The sequence below is a fragment of the Embleya sp. NPDC056575 genome (assembly GCF_042793325.1).
Lineage (GTDB): Bacteria > Actinomycetota > Actinomycetes > Streptomycetales > Streptomycetaceae > Embleya.
In genome coordinates this window covers 156,618-172,838 of sequence record NZ_JBHTVA010000010.1, presented here as the reverse complement: position 1 = coordinate 172,838, position 16,221 = coordinate 156,618, and the positions used below count along the sequence as shown (strand labels likewise).

The 16,221-nt window shown below is 70.8% G+C and carries 13 protein-coding genes and 1 pseudogene; 6 read left to right on the top strand and 8 right to left on the bottom strand.

Translation table 11 applies throughout. The annotated features are described in order from the left end of the window. Positions 1–181: 181 nt before the first annotated feature. The 4 genes from ACFRCG_RS10595 to ACFRCG_RS10580 all read left to right on the top strand — a co-directional run bounded on the left by ACFRCG_RS10595 (position 182) and on the right by ACFRCG_RS10580 (position 3,769). On the top strand, positions 182–1,702 hold the full coding sequence (locus tag ACFRCG_RS10595) for a hypothetical protein (protein ID WP_380030431.1): 1,521 nt from the start codon (positions 182–184) through the stop codon (positions 1,700–1,702). 86 nt (positions 1,703–1,788) lie between these two features. Next, positions 1,789–2,391, top strand: a complete 603-nt coding sequence (locus ACFRCG_RS10590; RefSeq protein WP_380030429.1) for an RNA polymerase sigma factor — start codon at positions 1,789–1,791, stop codon at positions 2,389–2,391. Continuing rightward, the gene (locus ACFRCG_RS10585) at positions 2,388–3,380 is read left to right on the top strand and encodes a hypothetical protein (protein WP_380030427.1); all 993 of its coding nucleotides are present in this window, start codon (positions 2,388–2,390) and stop codon (positions 3,378–3,380) included. Before ACFRCG_RS10590 ends, ACFRCG_RS10585 begins: the two co-directional genes overlap by 4 nt. Positions 3,381–3,604: 224 nt before the next feature. After that, positions 3,605–3,769, top strand: a complete 165-nt coding sequence (locus ACFRCG_RS10580; RefSeq protein WP_380030426.1) for a hypothetical protein — start codon at positions 3,605–3,607, stop codon at positions 3,767–3,769. A gap of 98 nt (positions 3,770–3,867) precedes the next feature. On the opposite strand, the gene ACFRCG_RS10575 is transcribed toward ACFRCG_RS10580, so the two are convergent. The 8 genes and pseudogenes from ACFRCG_RS10575 to ACFRCG_RS10540 form a co-directional block, all read right to left on the bottom strand. Beyond that, positions 3,868–4,050: a hypothetical protein gene (locus ACFRCG_RS10575; protein WP_380030425.1), complete on the bottom strand. Its 183-nt coding sequence runs from the start codon at positions 4,048–4,050 to the stop codon at positions 3,868–3,870. A 199-nt stretch (positions 4,051–4,249) separates the two neighbouring features. Continuing rightward, positions 4,250–4,333, bottom strand: a pseudogene (gene gvpK / locus ACFRCG_RS10570) (gas vesicle protein GvpK); the annotation flags it as partial. 89 nt (positions 4,334–4,422) lie between these two features. Further along, positions 4,423–5,718 carry an NAD(P)/FAD-dependent oxidoreductase gene (locus tag ACFRCG_RS10565; RefSeq protein ID WP_380030424.1) on the bottom strand — a complete coding sequence of 432 codons (1,296 nt, stop codon included), beginning with the start codon at positions 5,716–5,718 and terminating at the stop codon, positions 4,423–4,425. A 97-nt stretch (positions 5,719–5,815) separates the two neighbouring features. After that, on the bottom strand, positions 5,816–6,838 hold the full coding sequence (locus ACFRCG_RS10560) for an ornithine cyclodeaminase family protein (RefSeq protein ID WP_380030423.1): 1,023 nt from the start codon (positions 6,836–6,838) through the stop codon (positions 5,816–5,818). A 96-nt stretch (positions 6,839–6,934) separates the two neighbouring features. After that, positions 6,935–8,152 carry a PucR family transcriptional regulator gene (locus ACFRCG_RS10555; protein WP_380030422.1) on the bottom strand — a complete coding sequence of 406 codons (1,218 nt, stop codon included), beginning with the start codon at positions 8,150–8,152 and terminating at the stop codon, positions 6,935–6,937. A 118-nt stretch (positions 8,153–8,270) separates the two neighbouring features. Next, positions 8,271–9,527, bottom strand: coding sequence for a hypothetical protein (locus ACFRCG_RS10550; protein WP_380030421.1), 1,257 nt, complete (start codon positions 9,525–9,527; stop codon positions 8,271–8,273). Beyond that, a complete protein-coding gene (locus tag ACFRCG_RS10545) occupies positions 9,527–10,756 on the bottom strand; it encodes an amidohydrolase family protein (protein WP_380030420.1) in 1,230 nt (409 codons plus the stop codon). The genes ACFRCG_RS10550 and ACFRCG_RS10545 overlap by 1 nt, the downstream gene beginning before the upstream one ends. Continuing rightward, entirely contained in the window at positions 10,749–12,743 is a 1,995-nt protein-coding gene (locus tag ACFRCG_RS10540; protein WP_380030419.1) for a prolyl oligopeptidase family serine peptidase, read from the bottom strand. Before ACFRCG_RS10540 ends, ACFRCG_RS10545 begins: the two co-directional genes overlap by 8 nt. Positions 12,744–13,004: 261 nt before the next feature. On the opposite strand from ACFRCG_RS10540, the gene ACFRCG_RS10535 reads away from it, so the two are divergent. Together ACFRCG_RS10535 and ACFRCG_RS10530 are read left to right on the top strand one after the other, a co-directional pair. Further along, positions 13,005–13,673 (top strand): TetR/AcrR family transcriptional regulator, encoded by a 669-nt coding sequence (locus tag ACFRCG_RS10535; protein ID WP_380030418.1) that lies wholly within the window; start codon positions 13,005–13,007, stop codon positions 13,671–13,673. Positions 13,674–13,735: 62 nt separating this feature from the next. Beyond that, positions 13,736–16,033, top strand: coding sequence for a DPP IV N-terminal domain-containing protein (locus tag ACFRCG_RS10530; RefSeq protein ID WP_380030417.1), 2,298 nt, complete (start codon positions 13,736–13,738; stop codon positions 16,031–16,033). Positions 16,034–16,221 lie beyond the last annotated feature (188 nt).

Below are 16,221 nucleotides of genomic sequence, written 5' to 3'. Positions count from 1 at the left end.
GCGGCGATGAGCTGCACCGCAAACCCCCGTAGCGCGAACTCGTCGGGCATGGGGAGACGTTCCCGGCAGACCTTCGAGCCGGGCGTCCGCCGACGCTCGTGTTGTCCGTGCCATGCGGCAGCATGACGCTCGGAGGCCCGGGTCGAGGACACGCGGCCGATGACGTTTCGGGGGAGTGCTCGTGCGGACGGTGTTCGAGGGTTCTGTGCACGTGGCGTACATGCAGATGTACGTCGACAGTCGCGCGCAGTGGTCGGCGATCGAGGACGACCACCGGGCGGGGCAGGTCAACGGTCTGTGCGGTGCCGCGGTGGAGGGGTATCTGTTCCTGACCACCGGCATGCACACCGGCATTGTGGGGCTGACCATCGAGGTCCACGACGGCCCGCCCGAGGTGGACGGGCGGTGGGAGGACGTGGTCGAGGCATCGTTCACCCCGCAGACGCGCACCGTGCGGCTGGAGCAGTGGGAGGGCGACATTGCGTGCGAGTTCGAACTCGACCCGGTCGACCACCGCGTACGCTACTGCGCGGCGGGGATGGACGAGGCCAACGCCCACGGAGTGGTGTTCGCCGGCGAACCGCCGGTCGATCACTACCTCCTGCAGTTCTGGCCGGCGCCCGCGGAACCGGACCGCGTGATCAGGCAGACCGGCGACCAGGCGGCCTACTGGCACAGGATCGCCCGGGACCGGCCACCACCGCCGACGCCCGACGAGCGGGCCGCGGCGGCGCGCGCGGCCCGCGAGGAACAGGCCCGCGAGAGGGCGGAGCGTGTCCGGGAGTACGAACTGCGCCAGTGGGCGGGCCGGTTGCCGACCGAGCGGCTGCGGCAGCTGCGCGGAAACGTACACGGGATGCGCATGCTCGACGTGCACCTGGTCCACGCGATCGCGCGCGTCGACGACGGGACACAACGCGCGATAGCCCGCTGGGCGGCACATCGCGCCTACACCGTGGCGGGACTCGCCGACATCGACTGGATCGCACCCGCCCTGGCGGCACTCGACGCGGGCACGCCGCTGCCCGCGCCGTTCCACGACCCGGCCGAACTGTGGCGGCGCCTGCTCCAGGACCCGAACGTGCCACACACCACGATCACCCTCCCGGACGGCACCACCCACAACGCGCTCCAACAGGCGTGCGCCCTACCGGCGTTGCTCGGCGCCGCCGACCCGGACTCCCTGCGGGCCGCCCTCGAAGCCCTGCACGCGGCCGCGTACGCACACGGCACCGACCACCGCGCCTTCCTGGACGAGGTCCGCGACACCTGGACCGCCCTCGGCGTCGTACCACCCGCACCGGCGGAACCACCCCCGCCGCCGTTCCCGTTCCCGCCCACCGCCGAGGACGCGCCCGCCCATACCGCGCCGGCCCGCCGGCCCCCGCCCGCCGAAGCGCCACCCACCGCTTCGGCACCCGACCCGAAGGCGCCCCCGCCGCCCCCACCCGGACACCGCCCACCGACCACCCCTCCCGTCGCGCCCGGCAGGGGCCTCGCGTCGCCGACCCCGGCCCCCGGCCCCCGCCCCGCCGGCTCAGCCACCTCGATGGACGGGGTTCGGATCGTTTTTGTCACAACGTCCGCGGAGCCGCCCGCAGTTGCCGAGCCCTCCGTGAAGAACAGCCCGGCGGGCATCCCGGACAAGGACGTCGACACCACCACCACCGGCGGCGAGGAGGAGCCGCACGACATCGGCTGAACACGGGAGCGGATCTCTGTCGTTTCCGGCGCATCCTCGACGTCGATCCTCGGGAACCCGGGGTGGCCCGTCGGACAAGACAGGGTGTGACCATCACCGCGATATCCGACCGCGAGTTGTGGGAGAGGGCGTGCGCAGGTGATCCCGAGGCGTTCGGGGTCATCTTCGACCGACACTCCCGTGCGATCTTCAACCACCTGTCCCGCCGTACCGCTTCGTGGGTCGAGGCAGAGGACCTGACGTCTGTCGTCTTCCTGCAGGCATGGCGTCATCGAAGCGCCGTCACCCTGGACCGGGACAGCGCGCTGCCGTGGCTGCTGGGCATCGCCCGCAACATCGCCGCCAACGGCGGGCGGGCTCGTCGTCGCTATCAGGCGCTCAAGGAGCGCCTTCCCACGCCGTCACCGGTCCCCGACCATGCCCAGGACGTCGCCGATCGCGTCGACGAGGAACGCGCCCTCGTCGCGTTGCGTGGATCCGTCGCCCGCCTGCCCGCGCACGAACGCGAGGTGATCGAACTGTGTGTGTGGAGCGGACTGGACCAACAAGCCGCCGCCACCGCACTGGGCGTGGCCGTGGGCACCATCAAGTCCCGTCTGCATCGGGCGCGCCGCCGACTCGGCGACGACCTGCGTGAACACGCACCGTCCTCCCGCAACACCCACGCCATCGCCGAGGAGACATCGTGAAGTCGTCGAACACGATCCCGGCCGAGCGGGAGCTGCCGCACAGCGCGGCCCGCCGCGCCGAACTGCTCGCCCTCCTCCCCCTCACCGACTCCCGATCACCGCAACCGCCCGCGATCCGACGGCGAATTCAGGATCGGCTGATACCGCCGCGCCGGGTACTGCTGCCACTGGCCGCCGCGGCGACGGTCGCGGGCCTGGTCACCGGCGCCCTGCTCGGGATCTCCGGCGACGACCGGGCCACCCGGGTCCCGGGACCGGCCGGCTCGCCGTCGGCGCTGCCCTCTGCGACCGGCTCCGCGCCCTCCGTCGTGGGTCGCCGGTTGCCGCTCGGGCAGGTGCCGGTACCGGCCGAGATCGCGGTGTCCGACGCCGAGGCCGCCCGATTCGTCGCCGCGTGTGCCCTCTCCCGACCCGCCGCCACCGCCGAGAGTGGATACCGCCCGTACTTCACGGTGCGCAGCCCCCAGGCCGCCGAGCCCGGGCACATCTACGCCGTCGCGGTCGACCCGGCCGGACGCCATGCGTTGCAGTGTTCGGGTTCGACTTCGCCCGTGGTTCAGTGGGTCCAGTCGGATTTCGAACTGCTCACGGGGACCATCGAGGTGGACAACAGCGGCGGGACCAAGTCCGGTGCCGGCTGGACCGATTACGCCGCAGGCCGCTACAACGCCCCCGTGGCGCGGATCACCATGGACCGGGGCACCGGCGAGCGTGCGGCGACCATGTCGGGCGGCGTCTGGTACGCGACGGAGACCGTCGCGTACACACGCGAGGCCGCCGATGCGTTCCAGGCCGGGCGAATTCCCCGGATCCGCGGCTACGACGCGGCGGGCAAGCTGGTGTGGGACTCCGACCGCGACATCCCGAAACCGGGGTCGTCGGAATGTGTCCGCACCCCCGACGGCCGGGTTCTCAACTACAAGGGCCGCGCCGAACCCGACCCGGCCACATGCCGCCCGGCACTGCCCTGGACCGCCGGCGACCGATGAGCGACAGCCGGTCGACCAGGGCGTGTGGCGGGAATCGCGCTGCTTCCCACCTCGTGAAATGCGCCGGCGTGACCTGAAGCCCACTTCCGGGCCCAGCCGTCCGTGGCCGGATCGACCTGCCCGGCGCGAATTCGGCCCTGAAAGCGGAGACGTTCGCGTACGAGACGAAGCCCGATGGCCTCGTCTTCGTGCGGCCCGACGGCGGCAGGACCCGCGGACTGCCTTTGGCGCAGCCGTTCGGCACGATTTCCACGCTGGGTTTCGGCGACGCGGACACCTTCGTCACAACGGCCGACAAGCGCGACGCGAGTGGCACGGTGGCGACCGAGATCGTCGCCGTGGACGCCGCTTCCGGGACCGTCCGCCGGCATGTTCCGCCGACGGGTTGACCGCCGCAGGCGCCTGGCCGTTTGGCGGCCACGGCCCGGCGGCGGCGCGTGTCTCCTGCCGAAGGCCGGGTCGGCGCCGGTTCGCGGGATTGCCGTTGTCATCGCGGCGTCGGGGAGTTCGACGCGAACCCGGGGGAGGGGCCGTCGTAGTAGTAGATGTTGGATCGGTACAGGGGCGTCTCGTTCGGGTCCGGGGCGTGCGGCCCGTCGTGGTCGGAGCAGCCTGCCAGGAGGAACACGGCGGCTGCCACGGCCGGGGCGACCATGCGCAATGGAGTCATCCTGCGACGCTACCCGCACGCGGGCGCCGTCCGAACAAGCCGGATCGCCGAGAGCGACACCCGGCCTTCGGCCGCCTGCGCGGCACTGGTCCTTCGGAACAGCCCGGCGCCATCGTCCCGCTCAGGCGGACTTCACCGCCCTGGTGGGCCAGGGTGCGGCCGACCGGATCCCGGCCACACGTTCGGTCCGAAACCGTCGTCAGTCGCGAGGCAGGAGCGGTCCCAACGGCCCGAGGTCGACGTTGAGGTCCTCGGGGGAGAGGCCGAAGTACTCGCGGAGTTCTTCCGCGAACCGGATCCGTAGTCCGGCCGGCCCCGGGTGCGGGTATGGGTGCGAGGAGGGCGAGGTGCGGTGTGGCGGTCTGTTCCGGCTCAGCCGAGTACGGTTCCGGAGTTCGCGGTGTTGATGCCGCGTCGTCGGGAGAACGCGCCCAGGTCGATGCGCTCGCCGGTGTGCGGGCCGACGAAGCACACCGGATCCGTGTCGTGGTCCGCCCCGTTGTCCACCGCCTCGATCAGGGCGGCCATCATTCGGCCCACCAGCGGGGCGTTCTTGAACTGGTTGCCGCTGGTGCCCATGGCCACGTAGTAACCGTCCAGCTCGGTCCGGTCGTAGATCGGCGTCCAGTCGTCGGCGACGTCGTACACCCCGACCACCCCGCGCGCCCGATTCGGCACGGTCAACCCGCTCAGCCGCCGGGCCGCCCGCGTCACCTGCGCCTCGAACACGGCCCGCGTCGGGTTGGGGTTCACCGCGTCCGGGTCGTCGACCCACTCGAGCGGGTCGCACTCGGGCTCGGTCCCGCCGATCAGGAGCCCGCCGCCCACCTCGCCGCGGATGTACACCCCCAGGTCCATGTCGGCCACGGCAATCCCGACCGACTCCTCCTGGCCGAAGCCGGGCGCCCGAAGGTGGTCGACCTCCTGTCGCAGGGGGCGGACTCCGATGGTGAAGTCCGAGCCCACCCCGGCCAGATCGTTGATCCGCCCGGACCAGGGGCCGGCCGCGTTGACCACCGTGGCACAGGCCAGCCGGGACCCGTCGTCGAGCCCCACGGCGGTCACCCGCCCGCCGACCGACTCGACCGCGGTCACGATGCGCCGGAACCGGAACTCGGCGCCGTGTCGCTCCGCCGCGGCGGCCAGGTTCAGCGCCGCCAGTTGCGGATCGCCGACATACCCCGCGTCGGGGGTGTGGACCGCGCCGAGTGTGCCGTCGGCCGCCGCCCAGAAAGCGTCGTCGTCCAGTCGTTTCGGCGGCCAGTGGCGACCGGTGTCCAGACCCGGGATCCTGGCCGCCAGGGTCCTCGCGTCCCACTCCTCGTACGGCACCCCGACCGCGTCGAACAGCGGCAGGTAGGCCCCGCGCGGCGCGGCGTCCACGTCCAGCAGGGCCAGCCCGCAGCGCACGAAACGTACCGGGTCCGGGACCACGCAACCCAGATGCTCCTCCCACGCCCGCCAGCAGAAGTGCGCCTCCCACGACGCGGCCACTCCGGCGTGCGTGGAGAAGTTGAACCGCACGACGGCACTGGAGGCACTGGTGGAACCCAGGCCGACGCCGCCGGCCTTGTCCACCACGGTGACCCGCCGCCCCGCTCTGGCGAGTTCGAGAGCGATCGAGGAACCCATCACCCCCGCGCCGATCACCACGACGTCCGTACTCATCCGTATTTCCTCCCTGGCCTTACGACGGTGCCCGGGACGGCCCTTGCGACACCTCTCGGTGCGACCGGCGCCGCCTTGCCTGTCCCGCGACTGCGGATCACAGGGGCAGTCGCACGCCGACGCCGTGCTCGAGCGCGCGGTGCATGATCGCGTGACCGACCGCGATGTCGCAGACGGCCATGCCGATGTTGCTGTCGACGATGATCTCGTCGGAGTGCTCCCGCCCGGGCTTCACACCGGCCAGCACCTCGCCGATCTCGGCGGCGACCTCGGGCAGGCCGTCGGGGAAGTACCCCGTCGACGCGAACAGTTCGTGTTCCTCGATGCTGTCGACGATGTACTTGTCGGCGCGGTGGGCGGTGCGTGGATCCCAGAAGGTGTTCAGGTCACAGGGCAGGATCGTCTGACCGGCGGACACCCACTCGTCCTTCACCACCGCGAGCGGCTGACGCAGGATGACCGTGGCCGAGCTCAGCACCTGTGCGCTCTTGGTGACCGCTTCGGGTGATTCACCCTTGACGATCCGCAGGTCCAGATCCGGCCGCAACTTCGCGATCAGCGCGTCCGCCGCCGCCTCGTTGGTGTCGTAGACGTGGACGGTCTCCAACCGGGGCATCGCCAGGGCCGCGTAGCGGACATGCTCGATGCCCTGCACGCCGCAGCCGAACATGGCGAACGTGGTGGCGTCCGGGTGCAGCGCCGCGGCGGCCAGGACCGTCACCGCCGGGGTGCGCATCGCGGTCAGCCACGCCGAGTCCATGACGGCCAGCGGCACGCCGCTGTCCACGTCGTTGAGGACGAGCAGCCCGGTGGTCTGGGGGAGATCGAACGTGCGTGGGTTGCCCGGGTAGCACTCGATCCACTTCATGCCCACGATCCCCGGCCCCGGCAGGTAGGCCGGCATGGCGTGGTAGAAGACGTCGTCGTACGGATGGACGCCGACCTTGGCCGGCATCTCGTAGCGGCGGAGGCCGTGCTCGACCAGGGCCTGGCGGGTCAGCTCCAGGATGGCGTCCCGCGTCAGGTGCAGGTGTTCGACGTCCTGCCGGGACAGGTAGAGCAGTTCCGAGCCGATCCGCAGCCGGCTTGCGACACGCTCGCGGTCGGTGGAGAGGGTCATGTGTGGGTTTCCTTCGGGTTCGATCCTCACCCGGCGGCCACCGGCCGGGGTGCGTACAGCCTCCAACCGCCGGGCCCCCGCCGGCATCGGCACGGATCAGGAACCTCCCCGGCGCTGTTCCTCTCCCCGCAGCAAAGCCGGGATGCCGCTGTCGAGGAGGCGCCGCATCTTCAGTCCCAGGTGCAAGGTCAACCGGTCACGGCCGTTCCTCGGGTTCCATCCGGTTCCGTTCTCGATCCGAGCCAGCCGGTAGTACAGCGTCGTCCGGTGGATCATCAGCCGCTCCGATGCCGTCGCGGTGTCCCCGGCGGCATCCAGGAACACCTCGGCGGTGTGGGCCAACGAGGTATCGAGGTCGGCGATCCAGGGCGCCACGACCGACTCGGGAGACGCCACCGCCGCGAGCATGAGCGGACCGTACACACCGGTATCCCGCCAGGAGGAAACCGGTGCCAACTCCGGCAACTCGGCAGCGGCGAACGCCGCCAGCACGGCTTGACGCCATAGGTCCGGCGCCTGATCGAGCGAGCCGGCGGTACTCAGACCGACGAAGACGCCATCACCCTCGGTGTCCCGCTGCCGCACACCCTTGCGGATCGCCGCGGCCAGCCGTGCCGCCGTGCGTTCCACCTCGTTTCGGCCGGTCACCAGGACCGCACCACGATCGCCCGGCGCGGCCGTGAGCGGGCGGACGGCGGGTCCGTCACGGCCGGCCCGACCGGTGGACTCCATGATCACGGCCGCGACCTCCTCGGGGTCGGTGGTCGCATCGGTGGCGATGACCACGATCTCGTCCCGGGCGTCGACGAGGCCCTGGTCGACCAGGGCCCTCGCGGCGCGAGCGGAGACCTTGCCCCCGCACAGGAGGTCGACCACCAAGCCCCGGCGTCGCCGCTCCTCCTCGGCCACCTGGAGCATCCGCTCCCGCATCCGCGCCGACAGCCGGACCACGCACGCGCCGACCACCTCGTCGAAGCGCTCCGCGCCTTCGTCGATCAGCCACAGATAGCCGAGCAGTCGCCCGCGATCACGGATCGGATAGCACCGTCGGGACTCGAGGCCGAGAGCCGGACTGCCGGGAATCGACAGGGGCTTGTCGGAGGTGGAGATGCCGAAGCCGTCGAGGTATTCGGCGACGCGGGCCGGCAGATGCCGGGACAGCACCACGTCGATACGGAGCCTGTCCTCGTCACCGTAGTGACGGCTGGACACGACGAGGCTCCCGCGCCGGTCGTCCACGGCGACCGAATGGCGGATCCGCGCGGCGAGCGAGTCGACCAGTTGCTGGATCGCGTCGACGTAGGGAGGGATCACCGCGACACCGCCGGTACGAGGCCGCGACGCGATCTCACGGACCGATCTCGGATGCCCACGAAGTCACCCTCCATTCACATGAGTTCGATGGTTTCGGACGGCGGGGAATCGACAGGGCCTAAGTCCCCGGGTGTGTCGGGGGGTTCGTGTGCGCGAGTGCCCACGCCCGGACGGGGGTGAGGTCGATGGGCGTGACCTCGGGGAACTCGGCGAGTTGCGGTTGCGGGAAGCGGTTGTCGACGCCGAGCAGTGCCGCGTCGAAGTGTGCGCGGACGAAGGCGTTCACGAGGTCGATCGTGTGTTGCGGTTCGACCTTTCCGCCACCGGGCAGTACGGCCGCGCGGTCCCGGGCCGGGATGAGCACGAGGTCCGTCAGTTCGAGGTGGGTCACGTCGGTCATGCGCAGTCGGTGTACGTCACCTCTCGTGCCGGCGGTGCGAAGGGGCTCGAAGAAGAACTCGTTGGCGTCGATCGCGGTGACGGGTGGGAAGCCCATGGACTCCAGTTGCACGCGCATGTCGGTCGCGAGGTGGAGCAACGGCACGCGGATGTCGGTGTCGAGCAGGTCCGACAGGAATTGCCCGCCGTCGAGGTTGACCACCGCCTTCACCCGGTGGTCCTGCTGAGCGGTCGAGGCGGCCGCCGCGGCGCCGAAGGACATGCCGAACACGCCCATCCGGGACGTGTCGCCGGCTTCGGCGAGGTCGGCGGCGGCGCCGGCGACCGTACCCGCCTCGAGCGCGTCGATCACCGCGCGCATGTCGTCGACCCAGCGCTGCGACCACGGGCCCATGGTGTGCTCGTCCAGGAAGCCCGGCGTCAGCTCGAAGCGCGTCGCGACGTCACCGGTGATCTTGTCCAGGTAGTGGGGGTCCGCGACCGTGCCGAGGAACGATTCGTTGAACGCTTTGTCGTATCCGACCGTGTCGCCGTCGGGATAGCGCACGCCGCACGCCTCTCCCGGGTGCGCGACGCTCCACACGATGTACCCGTGGCTCGCGAGGTGTTCCATCAGCGGGGTGTTCTGGGACACCCAACCGACGGCGCCGTGCGAGTACACGAGTGTGGGGAACCCGCGGCCCGCCGGTTTCGCTCCCGCGACGCTGTGGGTCCTCACGTCGGCCAGTCGGTCCACCCACTCCCCGGGTGTGCCCGTCGCCTCGGTGAGCCACCGCAGCGACTGCGCCTCGTCGTCCACGAGGTAGGGGCGGAAGGTCCGGCCGTCCGTCGGCGCGGGGTACCAGACGCGAACCATGAGGCGGCGCCCGCCCGCGTCCTGGGGCCGCAGGACCGGATGTGTCGTGTCCAGGACCTCGCCGTCCCGGACTCCCACGGGGTAGGGGCCCGACGGCGCGGCGTAGGTGAGCGCGGCCATCAGCGGGCCTCCTTGACGATGCGGCCGCCCTGGATCACCAGCGCGACGTTGTCGGGTTCGCCGAACACCGAGGGGTTGTCCAGGGGGTCGCTCGCCCACCCGGTGAGGTCGGCGAGCTTGCCGACCTCGACGGTCCCCACCCGGTCGGCGATGCGCAGGATCTCGGCGTTGACGCGGGTCGCCGCCTGCAGTGCGAGCATCGGGCTCTCGATGTCCGAGCGCAGGGTCAACTCGTGGCCGCGGCCGCGTTGGTCGGCGCCGATGAGGTCGGAGCCCAGGCCGGTCCTGACGCCGGCGGCCCGGGCGGCCAGCAGCCCGTCGATCTGACCCCGCAGAACGGGGCCGACCCGGTCGGCGATTCCCGCCGGCAGGCCGGCCCGTGTGGCGTCCTGGACCAGTGCGTGCATCGTCGCCAGTGTCGGCACCAGGGCCACGCCCTTCGCCGCCATCAGGCCGGCCGTCTCCTCGTCTATCTCGGAACCGTGTTCCACGCAGGCGACACCGGCGTGGACCGCGTTGCGGATGCCCGCGTTGTTGTGCGCGTGGACGGTGACGTAACTGCCGCGAGCGTTCGCCTCGGCCACCGCGACCGCGATCTCCTCGGTGGTGAATTGGGTGTCGCCGATCCTGTCGTGTGTCGACATGACCCCGCCGGTCACGCACAACTTGAGGAAGTCGGCGCCGCGGCGAAACGTCTCGCGCACGTTCCCGCGCATCTGTTCGGGCCCGTCGGACAGGAGCGACAGCGACCGCAACCCGGGGATGTCGTGGTCGTACCAGTTCGCCGTCGGCTCCCACTCGGCGGCGAAGTGTCCGTGGCCGCCGGTCTGGCACTGGACCGGCCCGCACTGCAGGATCCGCGGCCCGCGTACCTTTCCGCCCGCCACCGCCCGTGCCAGCCCGGCGTCGATGCCTCCGGTGTCTCGTACCGTGGTGAAGCCGGCGTCCAGGGTTCGGCCGCAGTTGTCGAACATGTCCGCCGCCAGCTCGGCGACCGAAAGCTCCCACCGCAGGCTGGGGTTGATGTCACTGGACAGGCCCAGGTGGACGTGCGCGTCGATCAGCCCCGGCGTGATCGTCAGCCCCCGGGCGTCGAGTGCCCGCGCACCCGCGGGCGGCCTGCCCAGCGCCGTGATGCGGTCACCCTCGACGTGGATCGCCGGTCCGTGGACCGGATCCCTGCCCGTGCCGTCGACGATCCGCGCTCCCACGATCCAGTAGTCAGACACTCGTCCGCTCCTCGTTCCGGTGCGTCCCGAGAGCGTGTTCGCCGGGCATGTAGCGCTCGAACCAGTCCAGCATGCGGGCCATGAAGTCGATCTGCGCGGGGTAGGCCCGCACCCCGTGCCCCTCCTGCGGGTAGATCACCAGCGTCGAGGGCACGCCGTGCGCGCGAAGCGCGTGGTGGAACTCCTGCGCCTGTGTCGGCGGGGTGCAGTTGTCCAGGGCGCCGGCGATGTTCAGACACGGTGTGCGGGCCTTGCCGGCGTGCAGGACCGGGCTGCGCGTGTGCACGCGGGATCCGGGCTGTGCCGGGTCGGCGTCGAGGAACCGGTTGCCCCACGCGGCGATGTTGCTCGTGAAGCCCTGGCTGTACCAGTCGGTCACCGGGGAGATGGGCACGGCCGCCGCGAACCGCGTGTCCTGGGTGACGAGCCACGACGACATGTAGCCTCCGTAACTCGCGCCGATCAGGCCGACCCTGGTCCCGTCGACGACGCCGCGTTCGACGAGCGCGTCGATCCCGGACAGGTAGTCCCGGGTGTCGTCGCCGCCCATGTCGCCCACGACCAGGTTCGCGAAGGCCTGTCCGCGGCCGCTGCTGCCGCGCGGGTTGGGATTGAGCACCGCGTATCCCCGCGACACCAGCAGCGGCACCCACGGGTACTTCATCGACCACATGTCGCGGAACTGCCAGATCGGTCCGCCGTGGATGTTCACGACCAGCGGGAAGGGCCCTTCTCCCGCGGGCCTGCACAGGATGCCGTCGATCTCCGTGCCGTCGGGGGCGTTCCAGGTCACCGGTTCCGCGGTGCCGGCCACCGACCGCAGGTAGTCGGTGCCCGGATGGGCGGTGGACGCGAGGACCCGCTCACCGTCGCTTCCGGACAGCACCAGTTGTTGCGGAAGCCGGTAGGACTCCTGGATCGTGCACACGCGGCCGTCGTCGGTGAACGCGCCGTCGGTGTGGAAGGTACTGCCACCGCAGGCGTTCGCGGTGACGAGGACCTCGCGGACGCTGCCGTCGTCGACCCGGACGATGCCGGCCACCGAATCCAACCGGCGCTGCCCGAGGTAGCCGAGCCGCTTGTCGTCGATCCACTCGAGGCGGGTCACGTCGGTGCCGCGCGTGTCGATCCGCCGCACCGCACCGGAGGCGGCGTCGATCAGGAGGAGGTCGCCGGCGACCAGCCAGCGGTCGCTGCACACCGCCTCCGCCACCGCCACCCGACTCCCGTTCGGCGAGCCGGTCGGCAGCCCGAGTTGAACGTTGCTGTCCAACACCTCGTGTACCGCGCCGTCCAGGTCGATCAGGCTCAGGACCGCGCCGTACCAGGCGTCTTCCCAAGGCGCCTCGGACGTGATCGCCGCGACACGACCGGGCCCGCACCATCCGGCTTCCCAGCAGTTCAGGCCCTCGGGGGAGAGGCGTTCGAGTACGTCGGTCGCTGGCGTGTACAGCCACAGGCTGCGCCAGGCCTCGTCGGCGACGCCGGCGTCCACGCGCGGGAACCACGGCGGCGCGTCGTCGATGCCCCCGCGGTTGGTGCCCGATCCCTGTCCGCCGGAGAGTTCGGCGCCGAGACCGGCGACGCCCAGCAGGATGCGTCGACCGTCCGGCGACCAGTGGAGGTATTCCACCGTGCCCGGCACAGCGGGCGCCGCCCGCGCCTCGCCCAGTCGATCCTCCGCCCACAGGTGCAACTGGTACACGCCCTTGTTCGCGCGGTCCGACAGGAACGCCAGCGTGCGCCCGTCGGGGGAGAACCGCCCCGACCGCGCCGAGGCACCGGGCGCCGACACCTGCCGGAATCGGCCGTCCTCCGCGGTGAAGAGGGCGGTTCGCGGCGCTCCCGCGAGTTTGTGCAGGACGTCCGCGGTCACCACCGTGCGGGCGCCGTCGCGCGTCACGTGCGGTTCCCGAAGGCTCGAGGGCCGGCCGAACCCGGGCCCGTGCAACGCACGCAGGTGCTCCAGAACCCTCTCGTACTGCATGGAGGCGCTCCACTCTTCCAACAATGAATTTTCCCTTCACGTGGTGTCCACGCGGCCGGATCTCCCCAGGCATTTCGATGGCAAGGGGGCGGTACTCGGCGACACGGGGCGTTCGTCGTCGCCCGTGGCCCGACCGGAGGTCGGACGATCGCCGTCTTCGCCTCTCGGCGTTTCGCGTTGACATTTGCTACCGTACATGTACGGTACTCGTACGGCTAGCGGCCTCAAGGGGTCGGCGGGGCAAACCTCGGGAGCGACACCATGGACGACAGCCCTTCGAAACCCACCGCTCCGCGCAAACGCGCGCCACGCGGATCCCTCGACCGGGCACGGGTGGTCGCCGCCGCGACGGCGATCATGGACTCGGACGGCATCGAGGCGATCACGATGCGGCGCATCGCCGACGAACTCCACGTGCGCCCGATGTCGCTGTACACCCACTTCCGCAGCAAGGACGAGGTCCTCGCCGCGGTATACGACAACGCGATCGCGGCAGTGCGGGTCCCGGCGGTGGAGGAGGGCATCGAGGGCATCCACACGCTGCTGCGGTCGTACTTCCGACTGCTCGTCGAACACGCCGAAGTCGCCCGTATCCATCTCGCCGTCGACGCCTCCGGCCCCAGCGACCTACGGATCAGCGAGACGCTCTACGCCGTCCTGCTGGCCCACGGCATGGGCGTACGCGACGCGGTGGGAATGGTCGCCACCCTGATCCGCTTCACGATCGGCGCCGCCACCCTGTATCCGACGCGCAAGCCGTCGGACGAGGACCCGGACGCGTGGTCGAAGGCACAGCGGAGCATGCAGGCCCTCTCCGCCGAGGACTATCCGACGCTGCACGCCTTGGGGCTGGGACTTCCCGCCTTCACCCAGGAGGAACTCTTCGAGCACGGGCTCGATCTCATCCTTCGGCAGATTCCGCCCCGGTAGGCGGATCCGGCGAAGTCTCCCTGGGCTTTCATCACAACGAACTGCCTGAAAAGGGGTGCATCGTGACCACACTCACGACCGCCGACTACCGCCGCGCCGAACAACTGCTGCCGCACAACGCGGCGCGCCTGGTTCCGGGCGCGAAGATCCGCCCGCACCGGGAGGACGGCACCGACAGGTTCTGGTACCGCGTCGACACCGCACAGGGTCGCCGATTCGTACTGGTCGACCCCGCCGCCGGCGATCGTGGGGCGGCGTTCGATCACGACCGGCTGGCCGCCGCCCTGTCGTCGGCCTCCGGCACGGCGGTGGAGGGAGCACATCTTCCGTTCACCTCGATCAGCCGCAGCGGCGACACCGTCGAATTCACCGCGTTCGACACCCGATGGCGGTACGTACCCGACGACGACCGGTGCGTCCGGATCGACGCGCCCGACCAGGCCGCCATCCATGAGCGGCCTTCACCCGACGGCACATGGGTCGCGTTCGTGCGCGACCACGACATCTGGGTGCGTTCCGCCGACCACACCGAGGAGTTCGCTCTCACCGACGACGGCGAAGAGTACTTCGACTACGGATCGAACCTCGACGTGGCACTGTCGCGGACCATGCTTCGCAACGCGGGCGTCACCGCGCCCCCGATGCTGGCCTGGTCGCCCGACTCGCGCCGGCTGGTCACCCACCGGATCGACCAACGGCACCTGCGCGAACAGGTGTTGGTCGAGTCGACCCCCCGCGACGGCGGGCCGCCGGTGGCGCACTCGTTCCGCTACGCCATGCCCCAGGACGAACACCACGCCGGCGCCCGCTTCGTCGTGCTGGACGTGACGCGCCGCTGGGCGGTGTGGGAAGCGACCGGTCCCTCGTACATCGGCCACCTGTCCCCGTTCGCGCGCGGCTGGGTCTGGTGGTCCCCCGACGGCGCGGCCCTGTACTTCCTGCGACAGCCCCGCCACGCCCGCTCGCTCGGGCTGTACCGCCTCGATCCCGACACCGGCGCCGTCGACCTCCTCGTGGCCGAACACGGCACCACCCGAGTGGAACCCGCACAACCGATCCTCGACCGACCGATGGTCCGAGTGCTGAGCACCGGTGAGGTCCTGTGGTACTCCCAGCGCGACGGCTGGGGACATCTGTACCTCTACCCCGCACCCCCGCCGTCGGCCGGCTCCGCGTCGACCGACGAGCCGACCCAAATCACGACGGGGGCGTGGGCGGTCCGCAACATCCTCCACGTCGACGAGGACAACCGCACCGTCCTGTTCCTCGCGTCCGGGCTGGTGCCCGGTGAACCCTACGCCCGCCAGCTGTGCACCGTCCGACTCGACGGCACCGGATTCGTCAATCACAGCGACGACGCGTTCGATCACGAGGTCGTCGTCGCCCCGTCCGGCGCCTGGTTCCTCGACACGGCCTCCGCCGTGGACACACCGCCGAGAACCGTCGTGCGCGATGCCGCCGGCGCGGCGGTGGTCGAACTCGAGCGACCGGACACCGCGTTGCTGGTCGCCGCGGGTTGGACGCCACCGGAGCGGTTCAGCGCCAAGGCCGCCGATGGGGTCACCGACATCCACGGCACACTCTGGCGCCCCCACGGTTTCGATCCTTCGCGGCGATATCCGCTGGTCGATTCGGCCTACCCCGGCCCTCAGGTCATGCGTGCCACCGCGGGTTTCTCCAACCCCCACTTCGTGTCGCCGGAGGCGCTCGCCGCCCTGGGTTTCGCCGTCGTCACCATGGATGGACGCGGCACCCCCGGCCGCAGCAAGGCCTTCCACGACGCCTCCTACGGCAACCTCGGCAACGCCGGCTTCCTCGAGGACCACGTCGCCGCGATCCACCAACTGGCCCGCCGTCACTCCTGGATCGACCTCGACCGGGTCGGCATCGCCGGAGTGTCCGGCGGCGGCTTCGCCACCGTCAGGGCGATGCTCACCTATCCCGACCTCTACAAGGTCGGCGTCGCCCTGTGCGGCAACCACGACATCCGTCACTACCTGGCGCTGTGGGCCGACACCTACCTCGGCGAAGGCACCGCGGAGCAATGGGCCGACGTCGCCAATCCGAACCTCGCCGCCCATCTGACCGGGAAGCTGCTGCTCGTCCACGGCGAGCTCGACGACAACGTCCTGCCCTACCAGACCCTCAACCTCGTCGACGCCCTCATCGACGCCGACAAGGACTTCGACCTGCTCATCGTCCCCGGCGTCGAACACAGCTTCATGGGCCGCGACCACTACGTCACGCGCCGGATGTGGGATCACCTCGTCCGACACCTGCTCGGGACGCAACCACCGCAGGGATACACGATGCAGCCCTTCCCCGCCGGTGCCGAACACCTCGTCGAACTGCTCGGATAAACCCCCCCGCGGAGCCGCCCGCCCGGCAGGGAGCCCGCTCACACCATCCCCGGCCCGAGCATCGAGCCGTCCCCGGACACCCCGTCCGAGTCCGGACGTGCCCGACCGATGACAGGGCCGAACGCCTGCCACAACGAGCGGCATTCCCCACACCCCGACACCGACCAGCCGCCGTGATTCCCGCGACC

What these genes read in the sequence shown, in the direction of transcription:
- ACFRCG_RS10575 (WP_380030425.1), bottom strand. Translation starts at nt 4,050, where the DNA reads ATGACTCCATTGCGCATGGTCGCCCCGGCCGTGGCAGCCGCCGTGTTC.
- ACFRCG_RS10565 (WP_380030424.1), bottom strand. Translation starts at nt 5,718, where the DNA reads ATGAGTACGGACGTCGTGGTGATCGGCGCGGGGGTGATGGGTTCCTCG.
- ACFRCG_RS10560 (WP_380030423.1), bottom strand. Translation starts at nt 6,838, where the DNA reads ATGACCCTCTCCACCGACCGCGAGCGTGTCGCAAGCCGGCTGCGGATC.
- ACFRCG_RS10550 (WP_380030421.1), bottom strand. Translation starts at nt 9,527, where the DNA reads ATGGCCGCGCTCACCTACGCCGCGCCGTCGGGCCCCTACCCCGTGGGA.
- ACFRCG_RS10540 (WP_380030419.1), bottom strand. Translation starts at nt 12,743, where the DNA reads ATGCAGTACGAGAGGGTTCTGGAGCACCTGCGTGCGTTGCACGGGCCC.
- ACFRCG_RS10535 (WP_380030418.1), top strand. Translation starts at nt 13,005, where the DNA reads ATGGACGACAGCCCTTCGAAACCCACCGCTCCGCGCAAACGCGCGCCA.